Source organism: Streptomyces sp. NPDC048473 (genome assembly GCF_043200155.1).
Lineage (GTDB): Bacteria > Actinomycetota > Actinomycetes > Streptomycetales > Streptomycetaceae > Streptomyces.
The window spans coordinates 61,032-81,511 of sequence record NZ_JBICXE010000025.1 but is presented as its reverse complement, the minus strand read 5'-3'; the positions used below and the strand labels follow the sequence as shown (position 1 = coordinate 81,511).

The 20,480-nt window shown below is 68.4% G+C and carries 17 protein-coding genes and 1 pseudogene; 10 read left to right on the top strand and 8 right to left on the bottom strand.

What is annotated here, in order from left to right; genetic code table 11:
- Positions 1–40: 40 nt before the first annotated feature.
- The 4 genes from ACGFU7_RS31655 to ACGFU7_RS31640 form a co-directional block, all read right to left on the bottom strand.
- Positions 41–1,396 carry an alpha-L-fucosidase gene (locus ACGFU7_RS31655; RefSeq protein WP_393700346.1) on the bottom strand — a complete coding sequence of 452 codons (1,356 nt, stop codon included), beginning with the start codon at positions 1,394–1,396 and terminating at the stop codon, positions 41–43.
- A 273-nt stretch (positions 1,397–1,669) separates the two neighbouring features.
- Positions 1,670–2,536, bottom strand: coding sequence for a carbohydrate ABC transporter permease (locus ACGFU7_RS31650; RefSeq protein WP_393700344.1), 867 nt, complete (start codon positions 2,534–2,536; stop codon positions 1,670–1,672).
- Positions 2,533–3,507: a carbohydrate ABC transporter permease gene (locus ACGFU7_RS31645; RefSeq protein WP_393700342.1), complete on the bottom strand. Its 975-nt coding sequence runs from the start codon at positions 3,505–3,507 to the stop codon at positions 2,533–2,535. Before ACGFU7_RS31645 ends, ACGFU7_RS31650 begins: the two co-directional genes overlap by 4 nt.
- Complete coding sequence (locus tag ACGFU7_RS31640) at positions 3,504–4,832, bottom strand: extracellular solute-binding protein (RefSeq protein WP_393700341.1); 1,329 nt, start codon at positions 4,830–4,832, stop codon at positions 3,504–3,506. The genes ACGFU7_RS31645 and ACGFU7_RS31640 overlap by 4 nt, the downstream gene beginning before the upstream one ends.
- A gap of 471 nt (positions 4,833–5,303) precedes the next feature.
- On the opposite strand from ACGFU7_RS31640, the gene ACGFU7_RS31635 reads away from it, so the two are divergent.
- Positions 5,304–6,314: a hydroxyacid dehydrogenase gene (locus tag ACGFU7_RS31635; protein ID WP_393700339.1), complete on the top strand. Its 1,011-nt coding sequence runs from the start codon at positions 5,304–5,306 to the stop codon at positions 6,312–6,314.
- Positions 6,315–6,436: 122 nt separating this feature from the next.
- Positions 6,437–6,568: pseudogene (locus tag ACGFU7_RS31630) on the top strand (IS5/IS1182 family transposase); the annotation flags it as partial.
- A gap of 68 nt (positions 6,569–6,636) precedes the next feature.
- On the opposite strand, the gene ACGFU7_RS31625 reads toward ACGFU7_RS31630, so the two are convergent.
- Together ACGFU7_RS31625 and ACGFU7_RS31620 are read right to left on the bottom strand one after the other, a co-directional pair.
- Entirely contained in the window at positions 6,637–6,825 is a 189-nt protein-coding gene (locus ACGFU7_RS31625; protein ID WP_393700443.1) for a hypothetical protein, read from the bottom strand.
- A gap of 176 nt (positions 6,826–7,001) precedes the next feature.
- On the bottom strand, positions 7,002–8,489 hold the full coding sequence (locus ACGFU7_RS31620; protein WP_393700338.1) for a WD40 repeat domain-containing protein: 1,488 nt from the start codon (positions 8,487–8,489) through the stop codon (positions 7,002–7,004).
- Between the two features lie 90 nt (positions 8,490–8,579).
- Between ACGFU7_RS31620 and ACGFU7_RS31615 the strand changes: the two genes are divergently transcribed.
- Positions 8,580–9,452 carry an alpha/beta fold hydrolase gene (locus ACGFU7_RS31615; protein ID WP_393700336.1) on the top strand — a complete coding sequence of 291 codons (873 nt, stop codon included), beginning with the start codon at positions 8,580–8,582 and terminating at the stop codon, positions 9,450–9,452.
- Positions 9,453–9,532: 80 nt separating this feature from the next.
- On the opposite strand, the gene ACGFU7_RS31610 is transcribed toward ACGFU7_RS31615, so the two are convergent.
- Positions 9,533–9,655: a hypothetical protein gene (locus tag ACGFU7_RS31610; RefSeq protein WP_393700335.1), complete on the bottom strand. Its 123-nt coding sequence runs from the start codon at positions 9,653–9,655 to the stop codon at positions 9,533–9,535.
- A 562-nt stretch (positions 9,656–10,217) separates the two neighbouring features.
- Positions 10,218–11,051, bottom strand: coding sequence for an SDR family NAD(P)-dependent oxidoreductase (locus tag ACGFU7_RS31605; protein WP_393700333.1), 834 nt, complete (start codon positions 11,049–11,051; stop codon positions 10,218–10,220).
- Between the two features lie 127 nt (positions 11,052–11,178).
- On the opposite strand from ACGFU7_RS31605, the gene ACGFU7_RS31600 reads away from it, so the two are divergent.
- The 7 genes from ACGFU7_RS31600 to ACGFU7_RS31570 all read left to right on the top strand — a co-directional run bounded on the left by ACGFU7_RS31600 (position 11,179) and on the right by ACGFU7_RS31570 (position 20,430).
- Positions 11,179–11,403: a hypothetical protein gene (locus ACGFU7_RS31600; protein WP_393700332.1), complete on the top strand. Its 225-nt coding sequence runs from the start codon at positions 11,179–11,181 to the stop codon at positions 11,401–11,403.
- Positions 11,404–11,706: 303 nt separating this feature from the next.
- Positions 11,707–12,735 (top strand): L-threonine 3-dehydrogenase, encoded by a 1,029-nt coding sequence (gene tdh, locus ACGFU7_RS31595; RefSeq protein ID WP_393700331.1) that lies wholly within the window; start codon positions 11,707–11,709, stop codon positions 12,733–12,735.
- A gap of 36 nt (positions 12,736–12,771) precedes the next feature.
- Positions 12,772–13,965 (top strand): glycine C-acetyltransferase, encoded by a 1,194-nt coding sequence (locus ACGFU7_RS31590; protein ID WP_393700329.1) that lies wholly within the window; start codon positions 12,772–12,774, stop codon positions 13,963–13,965.
- 112 nt (positions 13,966–14,077) lie between these two features.
- Positions 14,078–15,001: a LysR family transcriptional regulator gene (locus tag ACGFU7_RS31585; RefSeq protein ID WP_393700328.1), complete on the top strand. Its 924-nt coding sequence runs from the start codon at positions 14,078–14,080 to the stop codon at positions 14,999–15,001.
- 329 nt (positions 15,002–15,330) lie between these two features.
- Positions 15,331–15,699 carry a hypothetical protein gene (locus tag ACGFU7_RS31580; RefSeq protein WP_393700327.1) on the top strand — a complete coding sequence of 123 codons (369 nt, stop codon included), beginning with the start codon at positions 15,331–15,333 and terminating at the stop codon, positions 15,697–15,699.
- Complete coding sequence (locus ACGFU7_RS31575; protein ID WP_393700326.1) at positions 15,696–19,967, top strand: RHS repeat-associated core domain-containing protein; 4,272 nt, start codon at positions 15,696–15,698, stop codon at positions 19,965–19,967. The genes ACGFU7_RS31580 and ACGFU7_RS31575 overlap by 4 nt, the downstream gene beginning before the upstream one ends.
- Positions 19,968–19,977: 10 nt before the next feature.
- Positions 19,978–20,430, top strand: coding sequence for a hypothetical protein (locus ACGFU7_RS31570; RefSeq protein WP_393700325.1), 453 nt, complete (start codon positions 19,978–19,980; stop codon positions 20,428–20,430).
- Positions 20,431–20,480: the final 50 nt, after the last annotated feature.

Sequence of the window (20,480 nt, the reverse complement as noted above, 5' to 3'; positions counted from 1 at the left end):
TCCGTGAGTGTGGTGATGGATCGGGGGGCCGGGACCTGTCTCAGCCGTCGGCCCGGTCGGCCGGAGTGACCAGGTACAGCTCGATGACGGGCACGGGGGTGTCGGGGCGCTGGACGGGGACCTGGAGCGTGAGCGTTCCGGCGGGCTGCCCGCCCATCTCGGTGTTGAGCGCGGGCCGGTCCGGGTCGATATGGACCTGGGTGATCTCGGACGCGTCGTTCAGCAACTGGGCGTAGCGCACCCGGCCGGCGAGTCCCGGCAGGTGCAGATGGCGCAACGGCCAGGCGAACAGGTGGACGTAGAGCCGGTCGCCGCGCTGGGTGTACCGGCACTCGGTGGGGGCGGTGTACGGGGACGGGCCGCAGCCGTGGACCGACCGCTCGTGCTGCTCCATCCACCTGCCGATCTCCCCGAGGACGGCGACGGCGCGCGGGTCGAGGTCGCCGCGGCCGGTGGGGCCGACATTGAGCAGCAGGTTGCCGCCCTTGGACACCCCGTCGACAAGCATGCGGATCAGCAGGTCGGCGCTCTTGTAGTCGAGGTTGTCGCGGTCGTAGCCCCAGCTTCCGTTCAGTGTCTGGCACGCCTCCCACAGCACAGGCCGCCCGTCCTTGGTCATGGGGGCGGAGGGCTGGTACTGCTCGGGGGTGACGAAGTCGCCGGGAAGGCCGGTCCTGTCATTGACGAGGACGTGCGGCTGGAGTTCGCGGATCGTCTCCAGAAGCTTCGGGGAATCCCAGTCGTCCGGGCCCTTGCCGCCCCACCAACTGCGGCCCGCGTACGAGAAGTCGAAGAACAGGTAGTCGACGCGTCCGAAGGACGTGAGCAGTTCACGGACCTGACCGTGCAGATAGCGCTGGTAGTCGCGGATGTCGCGGTCGGCGGTCGCGGCCTTGAACTCCTCGTCGTCACGCTGCGGATGGGTGCCGTCCACGGGAAAGGACGGGTGGTGCCAGTCGATCAGGGAGTAGTAGAGGCCGACCTTGAGCCCTTCGGCGCGGCACGCCTCGACGAACGGCCCGACGAGGTCGCGGCCGTGCGGGGTGTTGGTGACCTTGTAGTCGGTGAGGGCGCTGTCCCACAGACAGAAGCCGTCGTGGTGCTTGGTGGTCAGGACGACGTACCGCATGCCCGCCGCTCTGGCCTCCTTGGCCCACTGGACCGGGTCGTAGCGGTCGGGATCGAAGTGGTCGAAGTAGACCCGGTATTGCTCGTCGGTGAGCTTCTCCCGGTTCTTGACCCACTCGTGCCGTGCGGCGAGGGAGTACAGGCCCCAGTGGACGAACATGCCGAACCGGTCATTGGTGAACCAGGTCGTCTCCGGGGTCACTGCAGGATTCGGGGGCGTGGCGGGCGCGGACGGGTACGCCGATGGGGTGTCAGTGCTCGGGGTCATGGGGGCATCGCTCCTTGTCGTCGGCGTCCGGTGGTGTGTTCGGCGCTCCGGTTGGCGCGACCGGAGGGCTGGTTGTGCGGTGTGGTTCGAGATAGGGCGGGCGCGGGCGGGATTCAGACCGGCTGACGGACGTCCTCGCGCAGCCGGCCGGCGGGGCGACACGTGCCAGGTGGGCGGTTTCGTCGCCACGCGTAGGCCCGCAGGCCGGGCACCGCTCGGGCGGGCGGGCGAGCGCGTCGCGGGGCGCGCCTGACGGGCGGACGGCTCGCGGTGTCAGCCCTTCAGGGCGCCGGAGGTCAGACCGTGGACGAAGGAGCGCTGGAAGAACAGGAAGACGATCACGGAGGGAAGCAGGGCCAGCAGAGAGGCGGCCATCACCACTCCGGGGGTGACGGCGGGGTCGATCCGCAGGGTTCGCAGCGCCAGGGGGAGTGTGTAGGAGGAGGAGTCGGTGGAGACGAGGAGGGGCAGCAGGTACTGGTCCCAGATCATGGTGAAACCGAAGACTCCGATGACCCCGAGCGCGGGCTTGCACATCGGCAGGATGATCTGGGCGAAGATGCGCAGGTCGCCCGCACCGTCGATACGGGCGGCCTCTTCGAGTTCCCGGGGCACGTCCTTCATGAACTCGGTCATCACCAGGATGGAGAATCCCCAGGCTCCCAACGGGACGATCATTCCGGCCAGGGTGCCGATGAGGTTGAAGTGGACGACCGGCAGATCGGCGAGGATCAAGGACAGCGGGAGGGCCAGGATCTCCTCGGGCAGCATCAGCGTGGCCAGGATGGCGACGAGCACCAGCGTCATCCCGGGGAAGACCTTCCTGGCCAGCGCGTATCCGGCCAGGACGGAGACGGCCACCTGGAGGAGCAGTCCGAAGCCGACCACGAAGAACGAGTTCAGCAGGTACGCGAGCACGCCCTGGTCGAAGGCGATCCTGAAGTTGTCCAGAGTGGCGCCCGAGGGGATGATGCTCAGCTGTGTCGGGTCCTTGACATGGCCGAAGGCGCTGACCAGCAGGGCCAGCAGGGGCCCGGCGAAGACGATCAGGACCAGCAGGTAGGTGACGGCCTTCAGGATCCGCCCGCCCGGGCTCCTGCTCTCGGTCAGGCCCAGCGCGGTCTCGTTCGGGGCATTCATTTGCTCTCCCTCCGTCGCAACAGGTGGACGACGACTGTCAGGATCAGCGTCGCGACAAACAGCAGGACGGCTCCCGCCGCGCCGACGCCGAGTCGGTTCTGCTCCAGCCCGAGCTTGTAGATCAGGGTCATCACGACCTCGGTGGAGCCGTCGGGCCCGCCGTTGGTGAGCAGGAACACCTCGGTGAACACGCGCAGTCCGCGGATCGCGGCGAGGATGAACAGGATCGAGAACACCGACCGCAGTCCGGGCACCGTCACATGCCACACCCGCTGCAGCCTGGAGGCACCGTCGACCTTCGCGGCCTCGTACAGACCGCGGTCCACACTCGTGAGCCCGGCGAGGAAGATCATCATGTCGTACGGGGCGCCCCGCCAGATGCCGGTGAGCATGATGGAGGCCATCGACGTGTCGGGGTCGTTGATGAATCCCGAGGGGCCGAGCCCCACCAGGCCGAGGATGGAGTTGAGCATGCCGTCCTCGGTCGGGTGGTACATGATCCGCCAGAGTTCGGCGACGACCGCGATGGGCACCACGACCGGCAGGAACGCCGCGGAACGCACGAATCCCAGTCGGCGGCCCTGTCCTTCCATCAGCAGCGCGAGTACGAGGCCGAGAGCCATCGAGCCGGCTGTCTGCCCGGCGGCGAGGACGACGGTGTGCCACGCGGCCTCGCGGAAGCCGTCGGATTGGAGAACCGTGGAGTAGTTCTCGGTGCCGACCCACTTGTTCCCGAGATACGGCTGGACGTCCTGGAAGGACATGGTCAGCGCGTTGGCCATGGGGATGAACTTGAAGTACAGGAAGAGGAGCAGTGCCGGGGCCAGAAACAGCCAAGGCGTCCACCATCGGCCCGCCCGGCGGTTGCGGCCGCGGCGGTCGGCGGCGGCCCCGCCGGGCGGGCGGCCCGTTGGCCGGGCGCCGGGGCCGGCCGCCGCGGGGGCGGCCGGTTTCGCCTGGTCGAGACTCATGACGCGGCGATTCCCTGTTCCTTGAGGATGTCGGCGAGCTGCTTGTCGAGCTCGCCCAGCTTGGTCTCGACGTTCAGGCCGCAGTCGGCCATCAGCGCGTTGACGGTATCCGCGGTGGTCTGTCGCACCGGGGTCCAGTTCGGGATGGACGGCGCGTACCGTCCGGAGGTCTGGTACGCCTTGGCGTACGTCGCCCAGCGGGGGTCGGGGCGGACCTTGGAGATGTCCACCGTCTTGTTGACGGGCAGTTGCACGGTGAAGCCGGTGTCGCCCTGCATCCCGGTCTTCTGGCCCTCGGCGGAGATGGCGAAGTCGGCGAAGGCGTCCTGGCCCGCCCGGTTCTCGGAGCCCGCCATCAGGTAGATGGAGCCACCCTCGGCAAGCACGGTGGCGTCCTTCGGACCCTTGGGCATCGGCACGACCTCGTACTTGTCCTTGCCGAGGGTCTCATCGAAGCGAGGCATGAGGTACGGGCCGACGACGAACATGCCGGTCCGGCCCGCCTCGAACGTCTCATTCGTGGGCGGGGTCTCCATGGTGACGGCACCGGGCTGGATGACCTTGTCCTTGCAGCCGAGGCCGCGGAACCACTGCACGGCCTCGACCGATTGCTTCGTGGTCATCGCGGGCTTGTACGTGCCGTCTCCGGCCTCGGTGATGAAGTCTCCGCCCGCGGCCCAGAGGAAGTTGGAGAAGTACCAGGAGGCGTATCCGCGCTTGGTGGACAGGGGAGCGGCGAGGCCGAAGGTGTTCTTCTTGCCGTCACCGTCGGGGTCCCTGGTGGTGAAGGCTTCGGCCATCGCGGCAAAGTCGTCCCAGTTCTGCGGGACCTGGAGCTTCAGTTTCTCCCGCCAGTCCTTGCGGATGAGCAGTGCGGACGCCTGCGCCGAGTACGGCAGGCCGAACTGCTTGCCGTCCACGCTCTTGCCGGAGTCCAGCGCCTGGCCGACGGCCTGCTTACTGCTCTTGACCTTGTCCAGGTCGATCTCCCGGAGCAGGCCTTGGCTGTGCATGGCACCGAGCTGCGTCACATCGTTCATGACGATGTCGGGGAGGTTCTTCTGCGCGGCCCGCTGCTGCAACTTGGTCTCGAAGTCGTCGAAGATGGCCGTGACCTTGACTTTGTAGCCCGTGGCCTTCTCGAAGGCGGCAGCGACTCTGAGCGTGCCCTGCTCTCCCGGTCCGCCCGGTGTCGTCCTGGTCCACAGTTCGAGCGGTGCCTTGGAGTTCTGCTTGGCGTCCACTCCCGCAGGCCCGGATGTACAGCTGGTGAGGACCAGTGCCGAAGCGAGGAAACCCGCACCGACCCACCGCGATCTCTGCATGACAACTCCCGTTTCCCGCATCACAGTTGGCCTGGAAAGCGCTTACTGGGGACGCTAACGGGGACCGAATCGTCGGTCAATAGTCCGATGAATACAAAAATCTTGCGATGGCTCGCGAGATCTGCGCAGATGCGTCTCCGTGCGCCGCCCCCGCAGTTCGGCGCCCCCGCGAGGGGTGCGGTGTCCCGCAGTATTACCTGAAAGAACGGCAGTTCAGTCACGCAAGGCGCCGAACGCCCAACATTGTGCACGATCGTGACAGTCGCCGGGACAGCGAACGCCAGGCGGTTAAGCTTCACTTGAGGGTTTTTCAGTCATCCGATGTATCGTGTTGCAGTGCGTTGTCGGGGCGCTGAACAAGTCACGCCAATCTTCGACATCCGGCCAGACATTTCCCCACACGCCCGACCAGGGGTCGCGAGTCGATTCACCGACGGCCCGTCAGTGGAAGAGCTGAGGAGTGCAACCGATATGAACGAGCCGGCACCCAGACCGACAGCGCTGCTGGTCATGGAGGAAGAACGCAGGGCAGACGTCTATCCCCGCGAGGTTCTGGCCGAAATCGACCGGCTCGTGCACCGGCAGGGGCCGCCTCTCACACGACAGCAGCTCGACGAGGATCCCGACGTGCTGGGACGGATCGACGTCCTGCTCACGGGCTGGGGCGCACCCGTCCTCGATGCCGCCTTCTTGTCGCATGCCCCTCAGCTGCAGGCCGTCCTCGTCGCGGCGGGCTCGGTGCGGCACCTGACCACGCCCGCTTTCTGGGCACGCGGTATTCCGATCGTCTCCGCGGCCGCGGCCAACGCCATTCCGGTGGCGGAGTTCACTCTCGCCCAGGTCCTCCTCGGACTGAAGCAGGTACACCGCATCACCCGGGAGGTGGCGAGCAGCCGTCGCTTTCCTCACAATCCCAAGGTCCCGGGTGCCTACCGGTCACGCGTGGGCTTGATGGGGCTCGGGCACATCGGTCGTCTCGTTGCGGCCCACCTCAGCCGCTTCGACATCGAGATCCTCGCCACGGACCCCATCGCCTCCGCAGACACCGCCCGGCGGACGGGCGTCCGGCTCGTCGGCATTGAGGAGCTCTTTGCCACCTGCCACGTCGTCAGTCTTCACGCACCACTCCTGCCTGAGACCCACGGCACGATCGGGGCACGGCTGTTGAACTCCCTGGGGCCGGGCGCGACGCTGATCAACACCGCGCGTGGCGCGCTCATCGACGAGCGAGCCGCAGTGGAGGTCCTGCGTGCCAGACCCGACCTCACCGCTGTACTCGATGTCACGCACCCGGAGCCTCCGGCCCGTGACTCGCCACTCTTCACCCTTCCCAACGTTGTCCTGACACCCCACCTCGGCGGTGCCCTCGGGGCCGAACGTCACCGTCTCGGACAGCTTGTGCTCGACGAACTCCGCCGCTTCATAGGGGACCAGCCTCTTCAGTACGCCATCGACCCCACCCGCGCCGCGTCCCTGGCCTGACGCCGCAGAAGTCGCAGCGGCACCTGCGGGCCCGGAGGGTTCGGACAGGTGCAGATGGTGAGCCAACGAACCTCACAGCGCGGCAATTTGCGCCACTGTCGGGGTGCTCACCGGCAACCGTGCGCCGGGTCGGAGCCAGCGTCGAGCACGCCTTTGCCCGCATGAAGAACTACAAGATCCTCCGCGACTGCCGACAACGGGGCGACGGCCTCCATCACGCGGTTCAGGCTGTCGCCCACATGCACAACTTCGCCCCGACCGCGTGGCCAGAACCACCGAATCCGGCCCTGACCTTTCGGAACACAACCTTCTGCAACACGCCTTATTCGGCACTGCCCTGGGCGGATTCGCCGCTCCGCGTCAGCCACAGGCCGATCCCGGAGCCGACCGCGACGACCGCGCCGGCCACCCGGGCCAGGATCGACGTGGTGCCGGTGAGGTCACTGAAGTCGGTGAAGCAGACGGCTGCGGCGAGAGCGGCTACGAACAGAGTCCAGAGCATGGCTTTCATGGGCGACGTCTCCTGTGCGGGGAAGTGACCGGCCGTCCTCGTGCGGGGCGGCCTCGCTTACGTGATCAACTCTCCTCGCAGCCCCGGCCGTGCGCAGCGGAGCTGTCTCCCGAATCGACGGTGCAGCCTGCACCACCCCGGACCGGCGCTACTGAAGCACCGAGGCGCTTCAGTCGTCAGCCGCCCGGGCACGGCGGCTTATACGGAAGCTGCCGAATATGCCGTTTCCACTGCTGATGGCTCAGGGCACCGGCGCTGCTCTCACAGATTCGCCGGATCGCGGCGTCGACGTTCAGATTCCACAGGCCGGCGACGCCGTCGTCGGTCGTGGCGGCGAGGGTGTGTCCGTCGGGGCTGAACGCCACCCAGGCGGAGGTACCGGGGGGCATCAAGGGCTGGCCGACGCGGACGAGCGTGTAGGAATCGCTCACTCTCCACAGGCCGACGGCACCGTTGCTGCTGTCGCCGCCGGCGGCGAGAGTGCGCCCGTCGGGGCTGAACGCCAATGTCTGAACGAATTTCGCGGCTTTCGCGCCGATGCCGCCCGAGGACGTGGGATGGCTTGGGTCGGTCACGTTCCACAGGCTGATCCTTCCGGATTCTCCGTCGCCGGCAGCGGCGAGGGTGTGTCCGTCGGGGCTGAACACCACTGAGAAGACCGCGCCGTCGGGTCCGGTCAGGGGTTGCCCGAGGCGGGTGGGGTGGCCCGGGCCGGTTGTGTTCCACAGGCTGACGGTCCCGCCGCTGTCGCCGGCGGCCAGAGTCCGCCCGTCAGGGCTGAACGCTACCGAGTCGACGGGCTGGGCAGGCCCGTTCAGGGGACGGCCCAGGGGAGTGGGGTGGTCCGGGTCGGCCGTGTTCCACAGGCTGACGGTGCCGTTCTGGTTGCCGGCGGCCAGGGTGTGCCCGTCAGGGCTGAACGCCACCGATGCGACGTTGCCGCCGGCTCCGGCCACCAGAGTCGGCGGCAGGCTCCATAGATCGACGGCGCCGTCGGCGTTGCCCGCGGCCAGGGTGTGCCCGTCGGGGCTGAACGCCACCGAAAACACGCTGCTGGTGGGGCCGGTCAGGGGCCGGCCCAGAGGTGCGGTTCGAGTCGGGTCGGTCACGTTCAACAGGCGGACGGTGTTGTCGGCGCTGCCGGCGGCCAGGGTGTGTCCGTCGGGGCTGAACGCCACGGATATGACAGAGCTGATGTCGATGCTCACCGGCCTGCCCAGCGAGGCCGGGCGGCTCGGGCTGGTCACATCCCACAGGTCGACGATGCCATTGCCGGCGGGGCCCCCGCTGTGGTCGCCGCTGTGGCCGGCGACGGCGAGTGTGTGCCCGTCCGGGCTGAACGCCACTGACAGGACCGAGTCGACGGAGCGCTCTACGGGCAGGGGCCGACCCAGCGACACCGGGTCGCTCGGGTCCGTGACGTCCCACAGTCGGACGGTGTTCTCATAGACGGTCCCGGTGGCCAGGGTGTGCCCGTCCGGGCTGTACGCCACCGTGTAGACGGAGCCGGCCGAGCCGGGCAGTCTGGTGGCCAGCGGCGTGTTCTCCGTACTCACCAGTCTCGAGGCCGCGTCCTGGGTCGGCCCCATGCGGTAGGCGACAAGGGCGAGCTGGGCGGAGAGGGAGGGGTCGGTGGGCCATGCGTACGCCCGAATCCAGCCCACCGCCCGACCGATCCGATTGCTTACGCCACTGGCGTAGGTTCGGGGCAGCACGCCGCCCTGCCCGACGGCAACCCAGGAGAGTGCACCGTCGTGACCGAACAGTCCCGCACATCGCCCGTACCGCGAGCGTCCGAGGTCCAACTGTCCGCAGGTCCCGTGGAGTACCAGGACACCGGCGGCGACGGCCCCGTCGTCGTCCTGCTGCACGGCGTGGCCATGGACGGATCACTCTGGCGGCATGTCGTTGCCGATCTGCGCTCCGACTACCGATGTGTTGTACCGACCTTGCCGCTCGGCGGCCACCGCCGGCCCATGAAGCCGGACGCCGACCTGTCGGTCCTCGGTGTGGCCCGGCTGGTCGCGGAGTTTCTCGATGCGCTCGAACTCGCCGATGTCACCCTCGTCATGAGCGACTGGGGCGGGGCGCAGGCCCTCGTCGCGGACGGGCGGGAGCAGAGGATCGGGAGGCTCGTCATCACCTCCTGCGAGGCGTTCGACAACTTTCCGCCGGGGCTGCCCGGGAGCAATCTCCGCACCTCCGCGAAACTGCCCGGCGGGCTGAAGCTGGCCTTCTCCTTGTTGAAGGCGAAGCCGATGCGACGGCTGCCCATGACCTGGGGGTGGATGAGCAAGCGCCCGGTGCCGCACGAGGTGATGGACGCGTGGTTCCAGCCGTTGTGGACGTCCAAGGAGATCCGGCGGGATCTGCGGAAGTACGTCCTCGGAGTGCCGCCGAGGAGCGAACTCCTGCGGTGGGCCGAGAAGTTGCGCACCTTCGACCGTCCGGCGCTGGTGGCCTGGGCGGCCGAGGACAAGGTCATGCCGCCGGAGCACGGGCGCAGGCTCGCCGAGATGCTGCCCAAGGGTGAACTCGTGGAGATCGCCGACAGCTACACCCTCATTCCCGAGGACCAGCCGCAACAACTCGCCCGGCATATCAGGGACTTCTTGCACAACTCCTGAAACGCAGCACTCCGATCCCGGCCCTCCCCGCACGCTCCCGCCCGGCCGGGGAAGTGCAGGCCGGGCGGGAGCGTGACCGGTCAGGAGCGGGTGGCGGCCTCCCGGGTCGAGACGGTGACGTGCTGGACGCGCATCGGGTGACCGGGCTCGGTGGCGGGGCCGACGGTGGCGCCGCCGGCGGTCGGGCGCGGCCGGAGTACCACGTACCGTTCCTGAGGGCGGGGACGACCTCCAGTGAACCCTTGCTGTCCAGCCGTACGTTGTCGGTGGAGTCCGTCATGGTCTCGATCTCCCCGGTGCCCCACGTGGGGGCAGGGCAGCGGACTACGGCCTCAAGAAGCCCGCCTCGGCGGCTGCCGCGAAGGCGGCCGACAGCGGCGCGCAGCGCCCGCAGGTGCCCGCCCATCTGCGGGAGATCGCCGCGCAGTGGGAGGCATGGAGTGCGATCCAGGCGAAGAGCACGGGTGGCTCCCACCCCGTCGAGGACCAGGTGAACCCGCCCAGCTGAACCGGATCACCTGGTACGCGTCCACCGGATGGACCAAGCCGTACCCGGGCGACAGCCGCGTCCTGGCACCCAATGAGGTGCCGGGCCGCGACAACCCGCCGCAGGAGCTCGGCGACTGATCGCCGGCGCATTTCCAGGGGCCGGTCGCCTGTTCGGCGCGGCCGGCCCTTCGGTGGTGGGCGAGCGCATGAGGCCGCGCAGTGAGCCCGTTTTCCCACCTCGCGGCTGGTCGTCGCGTTCGCGGCTGACCGTCGTGATCAGGCGAGGAGGTTACGGGTCAGTGCTGCGAGCCGTGTTCGTGCCGTCGAGTCATAGGCCTGCTCGTGGGCCGGGCTCTCGGTGAACTGCTCGAAGTACTTGCCGGTCACGGTCTCCAGGGCCGGGTCGGTGATCAGCCGGACGGTCGGCCGAACCCCCTCGTCGATGCCGACGTCGGGAGTGAGTCCGGACTCGCGCACTCCCGGGGTGTCCATCAGGTGTGCTGGGTGCAGCGCGTTGACGGTGACCCTGCTGTCCACGAGTTCGGCGGCGAGGTCGAACGTCGACATGATCATTGCCAGTTTGCTCCGGCAGTAGGCATCAACACCTCCGTAGCCGCGCTCCAGCATGACGTCGTCGAAATCGATGGGTGCCTGCCCGATCGAGGCGACGTTGACCACTCGCGCGGGCGAGGAGGCGGTCAGCAGCGGCAGCAGTTCGCGGGTCAGAAGGCAGGGCGCCAAGTAGTTCACGGCGAAGCGCAGTTCGTGGCCCTGATGGCTCACTTCGCGCCTGGTGCGGTCGGTGCCGAAGCCTATGGCGACATTGTTGACCAGGACGTCGAGCCGGGACTCGGCATCGAGGATGCGGGCGGCCATGGCCAGGACCTGGTCGAGGTCGGCCAGGTCGGCGAGGTAGGTGCGCACCGGCACATCCGGCGCGGTCGCGCGCACTTCTGCGGCGACCTGGTCCAGCCGCCCACGGTCGCGGCCATGCAGCAGCAGTGTCGCGCCCTTGCCGGCGAGGTCGAGTGCGACATGGCGGCCCAGCCCCTGGGTGGAGCCGGTGATCAGGACCGTCTTGTTGCGCGCTGAAGGAGTCTCTGTATCCATTGCTTGAGTTATATCAAAGCATTGACAACATGGCCAGGCTTGCCAACTGTTCGTGGCTGCATGCTCGCCGCCATGGGAACGACCGCGGACGAGCGCCTCGAAGCCGGCGTACCCATGGCACCTGAAGATGCTGGAGACCCGGATCACCGACGTCGGCCGCGAAACGGTACGCCTGGCTGACGAACAGGCCGTGCGCATCGAACGCCGCCTTGCCGACCGGATCAGCCACCCGGGCATCACCCGGACGCTGTCCTTCTACGCCAGCCATCAGGTGCGGTACGAGACGGGGATGTTTCTCTACCGGGTCGAGGACGGGCGGGCGCGTTTCCTGGGGCCGTACGCAAAGGTCTGAAGCGCAGCTGCGCAAGGGGCTGACAGCGGAGCTGCGGGAAGGCATGAAGCGGAGCTGCGGGAAGGCATGAAGCGGAGCGGCGGGAAGGCATGAAGCGGAGCTGCGGGCGCGCTTAAGAAAACCTCGATGGACCTGTGGCGCGGGGTGCGGCAGATTTCTCCGTGACGGCAGAGGATGGTGCGCGGCAGCCGATCGACGCGTGCTGCCATGCCGTCCCTCTTTTCTTCCCCGGGCCGCAGGCTTCCTCAAGGCTGCCCCCGGCCCGGGGTACTCAACGCCGTACCAGCGCAGGGAGCCGCAGCCGTGAAGGCACTCGTGAAGCAGAAGGCCGAGCCGGGACTCTGGCTGATGGACGTTCCCGAGCCGGAGATCGGCCCCTCGGACGTACTGATCAAGGTGCTCCGCACCGGCATCTGCGGCACCGATCTGCACATCCGGAACTACGACGGCTGGGCCCAGCAGGCCGTGAAGACCCCGCTCGTCCTCGGCCACGAGTTCGTCGGCGAGGTCGCGGAGACCGGCGCCGATGTCGTCGACATCAACATCGGCGACCTGGTCAGCGGCGAGGGCCACCTGGTCTGCGGGAAGTGCCGCAACTGCCTGGCGGGCCGCCGCCACCTGTGCCGCTCCACTCTCGGGCTCGGCGTCGGCCGGGACGGGGCGTTCGCCGAGTACGTCGCCCTGCCCGCGTCCAACGTCTGGGTGCACCGGGTCCCCGTCGACCTCGACGTCGCCGCGATCTTCGACCCGTTCGGCAACGCCGTGCACACCGCGCTGTCGTTCCCGCTGGTCGGCGAGGACGTACTGATCACCGGCGCCGGACCGATCGGCATCATGGCCGCCGCCGTCGCCAAGCATGCGGGCGCCCGCAACGTCGTCATCACCGACGTCAGCGAGGCCCGGCTCGAACTGGCCAGGAAGGTCGGCGTCAGCCTCGCCCTCAACGTCGGCGAGCAGACCATCGCCGACGGTCAGCAGAAGCTCGGCCTGCGCGAGGGCTTCGACATCGGCCTGGAAATGTCCGGCCGGCCCGAGGCGATGCGCGACATGATCGCGAACATGACGCACGGCGGCCGGATCGCCATGCTCGGACTGCCGTCCGAGGAGTTCGCCGTCGACTGGTCCCGCATCGTCACCTCGATGATCACCATCAAGGGCATCTACGGCCGCGAGATGTACGAGACCTGGTACGCCATGTCCGTACTGCTGGAGGGCGGCCTCGACCTCGCCCCCGTGATCACCGGCCGGTACGGCTACCGAGACTTCGAAGCGGCCTTCGACGACGCGGCGAGCGGCCGCGGCGGCAAGGTCATCCTCGACTGGACCTCCTGACCCGACGCCCTCGTAGACAGCTGGGAGACACCCCTCATGTTCGACTCCGTACGCGACGACATGCGCACCACCCTCGACGAGATCCAGGCCGCCGGACTGCACAAGCCCGAGCGCGTGATCGGCACCCCGCAGTCCGCGACCGTCGCCGTCACCGCGGGCGGCCGCCCCGGTGAGGTGCTCAACTTCTGCGCCAACAACTACCTGGGTCTCGCCGACCACCCCGATGTGATCGCCGCCGCCCACGAGGCGCTGGACCGCTGGGGCTACGGCATGGCCTCGGTCCGTTTCATCTGCGGCACCCAGGAGGTCCACAAGGAGCTGGAGCAGCGGCTCTCCACGTTCCTCGGCCAGGAGGACACGATCCTCTACTCCTCCTGCTTCGACGCCAACGGCGGTGTCTTCGAGACCGTCCTCGGTCCGGAGGACGCGGTCATCTCCGACGCCCTCAACCACGCCTCCATCATCGACGGCATCCGCCTCTCCAAGGCCAAGCGCTTCCGCTACGCCAACCGCGACATGGCCGACCTGGAGACGCAGCTGAAGGAGGCGTCCGGGGCCCGGCGCCGGCTCGTCGTCACCGACGGTGTCTTCTCCATGGACGGGTACGTCGCCCCGCTGCGCGAGATCTGCGACCTGGCCGAGCGCTACGACGCCATGGTCATGGTCGACGACTCGCACGCCGTCGGCTTCGTCGGCCCCGGCGGCCGCGGCACGCCCGAGCTGCACGACGTGATGGACCGCGTCGACATCATCACCGGCACCCTCGGCAAGGCGCTCGGCGGTGCGTCCGGCGGCTATGTCGCGGCCCGCGCCGAGATCGTCGCGCTGCTGCGCCAGCGCTCCCGCCCGTACCTCTTCTCCAACTCGCTCGCCCCGGTCATCGCGGCGGCCTCGCTCAAGGTCCTGGACCTGCTGGAGGCCGCGGGCGACCTGCGCGAGCAGCTCAATGCCAACACCGCGCTCTTCCGTACCCGGATGACCGAGGAAGGCTTCGACGTCCTGCCCGGCGACCACGCCATCGCCCCCGTCATGATCGGGGACGCGGCGAAGGCAGGCCGGATGGCGGAGCTGCTCCTGGAGCGCGGTGTGTACGTGATCGGGTTCTCGTACCCGGTCGTCCCGCAGGGCGCGGCCCGTATCCGCGTCCAGCTCTCCGCCGCGCACTCCACGGCGGATGTGAACCGCGCCGTGGACGCGTTCGTCGACGCGCGGGCGGCGCTGGGGGAGTAGCGGCTGGGACGGGGGCGTCGTCCGGGGCTCTGTACGGCCCCGCATGTCAGCGCCGCCCGACAGCCTCACCCGGGCGGCAGGGTTTCCCCCGTGACCTGGGACAATGGGACACATGATTGATGCACGGCGGTTGCGCATTCTCCGTGCGGTGGCGGACCACCGCACGGTGACTGCCGCAGCCGCCGCGCTGTATCTCACGCCCTCCGCGGTCTCCCAGCAGCTCGCCGCGCTGGAGCAGGAGACCGGGCACCGGCTGGTCGATCGCAGCGCGCGCGGCGTCCGGCTCACCGCCGCAGGGGAGATCCTGCTGACCCACACCAACGCGGTGCTGGCCCAGCTGGAGCGGGCCGAGGCGGAGCTCGCCGCATACAGCGCGGGGGACGCCGGTACGGTCACGGTCGCCGCGTTCGCCACCGGCATCGGCCTGGTCCTCGCCCCCGCGATAGCCGAACTGACGCTCACCGCGCCAGGCATCCGGGTCCGCGTCCAGGACGCCGAGGGCGATGCGAGTGTGCCGATGGTGCTGGACCGGCAGGTCGATGTGGCGGTCGCCGTCGAGTACCGGGGCGCGCCGGGTGAGGACGACCGGCGGCTGACCCGGGTGCCGCTGTACTCGGAGCCGTTCGACGCCGTGTTGCCGGTCGGGCATCGGCTGGCCTGCCAGGAACAGGTGGCGATCGCCGACCTGGAGAAGGACCCGTGGATCGGTCCGTACCCCGGCAACCCGTGCCATGACGTGGTGGTCCTGGCCTGCGAATTCGCCGGGTTCCAGCCGAGGCTGGAGCACTCCTCGGACGACTTCCGCGCGGTGGTCGCGCTGGCCGGCGCGGGTGCCGGGGTGGCGCTGGTGCCGAGGTCGGCGTTGCGGGGGATGGATCTCGCGGGGGTGGTGGTCCGGCCGGTGGAGGGCAGCGCGCCGACCCGCCGGGTCTTCGCCGCGGTGCGGCACGGCGCGGAGGGGCATCCGCTGATCGCGCCGGTGCTGGACGCGCTGGCGGGGGCGGCGGGCGGTGTGGCGGGTCGAAGTCACGTCTGACGGACAGGGGGACGGCATGAGAAGCATGTGCTTCATCTCCGTCAGGACCACGCCTCGCTCGGCCTTCACCAGGAGCCCGGGTCCGAACCCGTGGTGACCGGTGCCTCGTTCCAGGGCATCGGGTTCACCGGCGGTGAGGGCCGGCTCCTGCGAGCGGACCGGTCACAATCGTGACGCCTCGTGACAGACGGGCCATCGACCTGCCCCGCCCCCGGGAAATCCGTGCATGGGACAACGACCGGAGCCCCCCGACGGCGAACCGACAAGTGCTCATGAATGATCAACGCTAGTGTTGAGACTCGCAGTTGGTATCGGGGGAGGCATCACGCGTGGGTGACGGCAAGGACAGCGGCAAGGTCCTGGACATCAAGACGGCGGATATCAAGTCGACGGCGCCGGTCTTCCACACGCAGGGCAAGAACCTGAGCACGGCGCTCACTACGCTCGTCACCACCCTGGACGGGCTGGGCGCGCCATGGGGCGATGACGAGCAGGGCAAGAAGTTCGGTGACGCCTACCGCCCCCAGCAGAAGGCCATCGAGAGGGCCGCCGGCACCCTTGTTCTCGGTTTGGTCAGCATTCACGAGGCGATGGCCGATATGTCGGACGGGCACGTGGACAACGACGAGCTGATCGCCGGAATGTTCAAGAAGGCGCGGCCGGCGGACGGCGAAGGCCACGACAAGGGTGCCAAGTGAGCATTGAGGACGAGGCCAAAGACCTTCTGCTCAAGGTGGGCCTGTGGTGGCCGGATGCCAACTCCGGCACGTTGCGCAGCGTTGCCGACGCGTGGCGGACCTTCGCGGACTCGGTGGACGATGTCCGTACGCCGGTCAACAACGCGGCCTCCTCGCTGATCAGCAACAACACAGGTGAGGCGATCGAGGCGTTTTCGACGTTCTGGGAACGCTACGCCAAGGACAACGACGCGGGCTGGCTCAGCGACCTCGCAACGTCGTCGCGGGAAATGGCGAAGGCACTGGACAAGTTCGCCGACGCTATCGATGACGCCATCAACAAGCTATGGACACAGATAGGCATTGATGCCGCGGTCATAGTGGGCGGCATCGCGCTGGCCTTCTTCACCGCCGGACTTGCTGCGGGTGCCGCCGCTCTGGCCACCGAGGCGCTGATCGAATTCGGCGTCACCATGGGTGTCGCCGTCTCCACCACCGTCGCCGAGATCGCCGCCGGCGCACTGGTCGCGGCGGCCTTCGGCAGCATGGAGTCGGTGACCATCGACCTCGCGGTCGCCCAACCCCTGAAGATCGCCACCGGCATGCAGACGGGCTTCAGCCTGGATGAGATCAACGCCGCGGCCAAGGACGGCATGATCTACGGCGGGGTGTTCGGTGCCGCCGGCGGTGCGGCGAAAGCCGGTGTGGAGGGAGGCCTGTTCTTCAGGACGGACGGCGTGCCGCTGATGCTGCGGCCCCCGGCGCTCCGCCCCGACCTGGTGGAAATCGGGCCGGCGGCCCGGCCGTGCAAGAGCACTCCGTGCGTGGGAGAGCCGATCGACGTGGCGACCGGTGCCATGCTGATGACGCAGACCGACCTGACGCTCCCGGCGGGACTCCCGCTGGTCTTCGAGCGCACTCATCTGTCTTCGTACCGTGGCGGAGTCTGCTTCGGCCCCACCTGGGTCTCCACGCTGGACGAGTGCCTGCAGATCGACGGGGAGGGGGTGGTGTTCGCCGCCTCCGACGGGATGCGTCTGGTCTACCCCGTTCCGCAGCCGGGCGGGCCCGTACTGCCCGTCAAGGGCGCCCGCTGGCCGCTCGAATGGGACGGCAAGCCCGACGGCGTCATGACCATCACCGACCCGGCGTCCGGAGTCGTCCGCACCTTCAGCACCCCCTTGCCCTCGGGCACGCACGGTGTCTTCCACCTTCCCCTGGAAAGCTGGCACGACCGCAACGGCGCGCAGATCGACGTCGAGCGCACGGCCGACGGCATCCCCACCGCGCTTCGCCACTCCGGCGGCTACTACCTCGCCGTCGACACCGAAGGGCCGCGCATCACCGCCCTGCGCCTGCTCGACCAGGCACCTTCGCGGTACGAGCCGGTGCGGCCCGATGGCGCGGGTGCCGGCACGGTCGTGATGCGGTACGGCTACGACGCGGCGGGCAACCTCACCGAGGTCGTCAACTCCAGCGGTGAACCGCTGTGTTTCACGTACGACGCCGAGGGACGGGTCACCTCCTGGACCGACCGCAACGGCACCTCGTTCACCTACTTCTACGACGCCGGCGGCCGCGTCGAGCGGACCGAGGGCAGCGAGGGCTTCCTCTCCGGGGCCCTCGCCTACGACGACGAGGCGCGCACCACCACGTACACCGACTCCCTCGGCCGGCGGTCCACGCACCGGTACAACTCCGCAGGCATGGTTGTCGAGGAGACCGATCCACTCGGCCACACCACCCGCACACAGTGGGCAGAAAGGGGCGACAAGCCCCTCTCGGTCACCGACCCGCTGGGCCGTACGACGCGTTACACGTACGACGAGGCCGGCAACCTCACGGCGGTGACGCTGCCGGACCAGTCCGCCGCCCGAGCCACATACAACGCGCTCGGCCGGCCGGTCGCGGTCGTGGAACCCGGCGGTTCGACCTGGCTGCACACCTACGACAAGCTGGGCAACCTGCTCACCACGACCGACCCTCTCGGCACCGAAACGCGCTGCGCCTACGACGAGTCGGGTCACCTGTCCACCGTCACCGACGCCCTGGGCCACACCCGAAGGGTCACGTCCAACGCGGCCGGGCTGCCTGTCGCGGTCACCGACGAGCTCGGACACACCACGGTCGCGCGTCGCGACCCCTTCGGCCGCGTCGTCGAAGTCGTCGACCAGCTCGGCCGGACCACCCGCACGGGCTGGACCACCGAAGGCAAGCCGACGTGGCGCGCGTACCCGGACGGCACGCGCGAATCCTGGACCTGGGACGGTGAGGGCAACCTGCTCACCCACACCGATCCCGCGGGCAACGCCACCCATCGCACCGCGGCACACTTCGACGTCCCCGCCACCCGCACGGGCCCGGACGGCACGGCGTACGCCTTCACCTACGACACCGAACTCCGGCTGACCGCGGTTACCAACCCGCAGGGACTGACCTGGTCGTACACGTACGACGAGGCAGGGCGGCTGGTCACGGAGACCGACTTCAACGGCCGGGCACTGACCTACACACACGACGCGGCGGGCCGCCTGACATCCCGCACGAACGGCGCCGGCGAAACGCTGCGCTTCGCCAGGGACCTGCTCGGTCGCGTCGTCGAGCAGCGCACCGACGCGGGCGACGCCACCACCTACACCTACGGTGCGTCGGGCGATCTGATCCACACGGCCAACGTGGACGTGGACGTCTCCATCGCGCGGGACGCGCTGGGCCGTACGCTCACGGAAACCGTCAACGGCCGCACGACCGCCTACGCGTACGACGTCCTCGGCCGTGTCATACAGCGAACCACCCCGTCCGGGCTGAACTCGCACTGGACCTACGACCCGACAGGCCGGCCCGCCCGGCTCAGCACCGACGCCGGCTCGCTGGCCTTCACGTACGACGCGGCGGGCCGCGAGACCGAGCGCCGCCTCGGCGACAGCGTCATGCTCACCCAGAACTGGGACGCCGCCCACCGCCTCACCGAACAGACCCTCTCGGGCCGCGTGAACGAGGCCGACCGTCTTCTCCAGCACCGCACCTACGCCTACCGCGAGGACGGCTACCTCACCGAGATCCGCGAACTCACCTCGGGCACCCGCCGGTTCGACCTCGACAGCACCGGCCGTGTCACGGGCGTCCGAGCCCACGGCTGGACCGAGACGTACGCCTACGACACGGCGGGCAACCTCACCCAGGCCACGGCCCCCGCCCACGAAAGCGCCGGCGACCGCGAATTCACCGGAACCCTCATCCGCAGCGCCGGCCGCACGGCGTACGAACACGACGCCCAGGGCCGCCTGATCCGCAAGACCCGCAAGCTCCTCAACGGGCAGCGGCTCCTCTGGACGTACGCCTGGAACGCGGAAGACCGCCTGACCGAGGCGGTGACACCGGACGGCGACCGCTGGCGGTACGCGTACGACCCACTGGGCCGCCGAATATCCAAGCACCGGCTGACAGAGGACGGCTCGACCGCCGACCGCACGGAATTCACCTGGGACGACATACGTCTGGCCGAACAGACGACGTCCGACGGCCAGGTCACCACCTGGGACTACGCCCCCGGTACCCACCGCCCGCTCACCCAGACCGACCACAGGCCGCTGCCCCGGGAACAAGGCGCGTCACTGCTGGCCAAACTGGCCCAGGACACAGCCACCGACTTCAGCACCCGTTTCTACGCCGTCATCACGGACACTCTCGGCACACCGGCCGAACTGGTCTCGCCCGACGGGGAACTCGCCTGGCAACGCCGCACCACCCTGTGGGGCACGAGCCATCCGACTGCGACGGACATCACGTCCGCGGACTGCCCACTCCGTTTTCCCGGCCAGTACGCCGACTCTGAAACCGGCCTGAACTACAACTACTTCCGCTACTACGACCCCGAAACAGCCCGGTACATCAGCCCGGACCCGCTGGGTCTGGAACCGGCAGTCAATCACCACGCCTATGTCTTGAACGCGCTGGGTTGGATAGACCCGCTCGGCCTGGCGCCCAAGTGTGGGATAGATCTTTCGCATGCGACTCCCTTCAGCGGGCGTTTCCCCAAGTCCGCCGATCCGGGCGAAGTCCTGGTGCGCCGCAAGGAGGACGGGAGCGTGACTGCCTACGCTGTGTACGACGAGGATGGACTCCCGCTGAAGCGCGTCGATGTGGACCCTGACTCCAAGCCGCACGGCGGGGTGCCGGCACCTCATGTACTCGAAACACACAAGAACGAAAACCCCAAGACAGGGCAAGTATTCCTTACCTGGGATAAAATGCCGAGACCTGCCAGGCCTGACGAACTGCCACAATGAGGGATGCCGGATGGACCCCATGAAAGATCCTCTGATCAAGGCGTGGGTGGAAGCCTCGGGTGGCGACGCCGATTACCTGGACTTCCTTTCCCAGTCCGCTGGGCCGGCCGAATGGATCGCCCTGTCGCGTGTCTTCCTTCCGCGGTTCGTCGAGGTGGAGGGATGTGTCCTCTGGGACCGCTCGTACGACCCCGGCAACTTTCGCCTGTGGCACAATGAATTGAATGGGGATGTCGCTTCCATCGAGGCAACCCTGAATCAATTCAGACTATGGCTGTACGTTGATATCGACGATGACGCTGAATCCCAAGCCAATGCCCTCGCCCTGGCTCAAGAGATCGCCGACGCTTGGCGTCTGTCCCTCGAGCGAGCATTTCCGCAAAGCGTATTTGACGTTCAGGCAACTGACACGGTGGATGGCCCAGTCGTGAGCTTCACAAGCCGGCCCAGCGCGAGCTGTTGATCCGAAACGCCTCTGGTCCGGGTCGTCGAAGGTGCCAGGGCTGTTGCAAA

Bases quoted from the DNA above. Each gene is read 5' to 3' on its own strand.
- ACGFU7_RS31585 (WP_393700328.1), top strand. From the start codon at position 14,078: ATGATTGATGCACGGCGGTTGCGCATTCTCCGTGCGGTGGCGGACCAC.
- ACGFU7_RS31570 (WP_393700325.1), top strand. From the start codon at position 19,978: ATGGACCCCATGAAAGATCCTCTGATCAAGGCGTGGGTGGAAGCCTCG.
- ACGFU7_RS31650 (WP_393700344.1), bottom strand. From the start codon at position 2,536: ATGAATGCCCCGAACGAGACCGCGCTGGGCCTGACCGAGAGCAGGAGC.
- ACGFU7_RS31590 (WP_393700329.1), top strand. From the start codon at position 12,772: ATGTTCGACTCCGTACGCGACGACATGCGCACCACCCTCGACGAGATC.
- ACGFU7_RS31655 (WP_393700346.1), bottom strand. From the start codon at position 1,396: ATGACCCCGAGCACTGACACCCCATCGGCGTACCCGTCCGCGCCCGCC.
- ACGFU7_RS31635 (WP_393700339.1), top strand. From the start codon at position 5,304: ATGAACGAGCCGGCACCCAGACCGACAGCGCTGCTGGTCATGGAGGAA.
- ACGFU7_RS31640 (WP_393700341.1), bottom strand. From the start codon at position 4,832: ATGCAGAGATCGCGGTGGGTCGGTGCGGGTTTCCTCGCTTCGGCACTG.
- ACGFU7_RS31625 (WP_393700443.1), bottom strand. From the start codon at position 6,825: ATGAAAGCCATGCTCTGGACTCTGTTCGTAGCCGCTCTCGCCGCAGCC.
- ACGFU7_RS31600 (WP_393700332.1), top strand. From the start codon at position 11,179: ATGCTGGAGACCCGGATCACCGACGTCGGCCGCGAAACGGTACGCCTG.
- ACGFU7_RS31605 (WP_393700333.1), bottom strand. From the start codon at position 11,051: ATGGATACAGAGACTCCTTCAGCGCGCAACAAGACGGTCCTGATCACC.
- ACGFU7_RS31645 (WP_393700342.1), bottom strand. From the start codon at position 3,507: ATGAGTCTCGACCAGGCGAAACCGGCCGCCCCCGCGGCGGCCGGCCCC.